The following is a 2,174-nucleotide window of genomic DNA, read 5'->3' on the forward strand; positions in this document are numbered from 1 at the left end:
CATTAAAACGACTCCCGCAGGAAGCAACAAGGGCTTTTTCTTCACCGTCACTTGCTCCATTCACGCCCCCGGCTCGATGATCGTCACGCGCACGGACGGCCTCGCCTTTGTGGACTGGTTCAAGTCAGCATTCCATGATCCGATGGTTCTGGGCGAATACAAAAGCCTGTCCGATCTCTTTGTCAGAGGCACAGGTGCTGAGTTGGATTCGGAAGCAGGAAACTACAAGACCACCCTTACCTACATCGTTGCCGGTGCCATGGCCAACGCCGGTCTTGACGTCAGCAACGTCATCTGGCGCATCAGCCGCGAACAATGGAAGGGATGGGTATGCCGAACAGGCACCAGCTGTCGCGGAACAATCGACATTCTCCTCGCGGATAAGGCGGACGCCAAAGAATCCAATAAGAATAAGCCCATCGCCGTCACCAAGTTCACGTTGACCGTGATTTACGATGCCAAAGGCAACGCCACCTTCCAGACAAGTGAAACCCAAACAACAGCACGTCTGGAACTGAAGAATGAAAACGAGCCGAACAAGAACAAGTATTGGGTTTTGAATGGAGTGTGAAGTACTTTGTGTCTTGAGGATTGAGTTGGTTTAAAGAGAAGGTCGGGTTAGATGGTCGATTTCAGGGAGCGCTGGGGGGTGATGTGGAAGGGAGCCCGTAGGGCGACCTGAAACGACACCCCACAGCGCTGCGCCGCCGCCGATGGGAGCGCAAGAAATGGCGGCGCTCATCCTTGGTCTCCCGTAAAACGCTCGCCGAAGGTGGCCGCAAACGCCGGCATTGCCGCGCTCCAACTCATCGGCGCCCGCTTCCAGTCTTTGGTGAAATTCCGGATTGCAAGGAATATCAGCTTTTTGGCGGCCGCCTCATTTGGGAACAGCGACCTTGTCTTGACGACCTTGCGGACGGCGCGGTTGAGTCCTTCGATGGAGTTGGTCGTGTAGATGAGCCGGCGGATCTCCGGGGCGAATTGGAAGAAGGGCACTACCTGCGCCAGGCCTCGGCAATAGCCGGGTAGCGCCTGCCCATGGCGGAGGCCTCAAACGCCTCCAGAGCGCGCTGCGCCGCATCTACATCCACTGCCTGATAGATGGGCTTGAGCAGATCGCAGACGGCCTTGCGGTCCTTGTGGCTGACGAAGGCGGTGGAGGAGCGGATCAGGTGGACGATGCAGGTCTGGTGCAGCGCGTCTTGGGGAACACCGACTCCAACGCCGCCGTCATGCCCTTGAGCCCGTCGGTGATGGCGATCAGGATGTCCTCGACGCCGCGGGTCTTCAGACTGCTGAAGACGCCCGCCCAGAACGCCGCACCTTCGTTCTCCACCACCCATATGCCGAGCACGTCGCGGCGACCTTCGCGATTCACGCCGAGGGCAAGGTGCACGGCCATGTTCTTGATGCCCCCGCCACTGCGGATCTTGACGCGCAGTGCGTCGAAGAACACCAGTGGATAGACACTCTCAAGGGGGGGCGCGACTCCCACTCATTCACGTCCTCGAGCACGCTCTCCGTAGCGTTGCTGATGAACTCGGGCTGACTCGATGTCGTAGGGCTCCTCGAGATACGCGCTGATCTCGCGCACGGTCATGCCGCGCCCGTACATGGCGATGATCTGCTCATTGAGCCTCTTTATCGTGCGCGAGTGTTTCGGGCACCAACGCGGGCTCGAACGTACCGAGGCGGTCGCGAGGCGTGCGGATGTCGATCTCCCAAAGGGGGTGCGCACCGTCTTGGGCGTGCTGCCGTTGCGCTTGGTTCCTGGGCTTCCCATCAGGCTTCTCCTCGGGCCTCTCCTCGGCGTCATCGCAGGCGGCCACGCTCTTGCCGTCAAGGTGATGGGTGAGCCAGGCGGCAAGCGTCGTCTCGAGCAGCCGCTCGGGCGACGCTTCTCACCGCCCTGAAGAAGCCCTCCTCATCGAGAAGCTTGGGCCGCCCTGCATGACCTTCCGGGTGATTCTCTCAGCGATCGGATCATGGGGATCGATGGGATCATTGGTCTTGCGACGCTTGCGCGGGGTTGCGGGAGTATGGGAAGCGGTGGCCATGGTTCTGTAGTCCTAAGGGGAGCGCCGTCAGGGACGACGTATTATCCCCACGACACAAATTACTTTACCAAACCGAGCCGTAAAGCCCCGTCATTCATGGCGGGGATATAAGGCGAC

General features: G+C 59.7%; 1 protein-coding gene and 2 pseudogenes. 1 reads left to right on the forward strand and 2 read right to left on the reverse strand.

What is annotated here, in order from left to right:
• Positions 1-571, forward strand: a 571-nt coding sequence (locus ACT6Y9_RS10555) for a hypothetical protein (protein ID WP_443744501.1), incomplete at its 5' end; no start/stop codon positions are given.
• A 167-nt stretch (positions 572-738) separates the two neighbouring features.
• On the opposite strand, the pseudogene ACT6Y9_RS10560 reads toward ACT6Y9_RS10555, so the two are convergent.
• A pseudogene (locus ACT6Y9_RS10560) lies at positions 739-1,196 on the reverse strand (transposase).
• Positions 1,169-1,738 (reverse strand): annotated as a pseudogene (locus ACT6Y9_RS10565) (transposase). Before ACT6Y9_RS10565 ends, ACT6Y9_RS10560 begins: the two co-directional pseudogenes overlap by 28 nt.
• Positions 1,739-2,174 lie beyond the last annotated feature (436 nt).

Source organism: Sutterella sp. (genome assembly GCF_052272535.1).
GTDB lineage: Bacteria > Pseudomonadota > Gammaproteobacteria > Burkholderiales > Burkholderiaceae_F > Sutterella.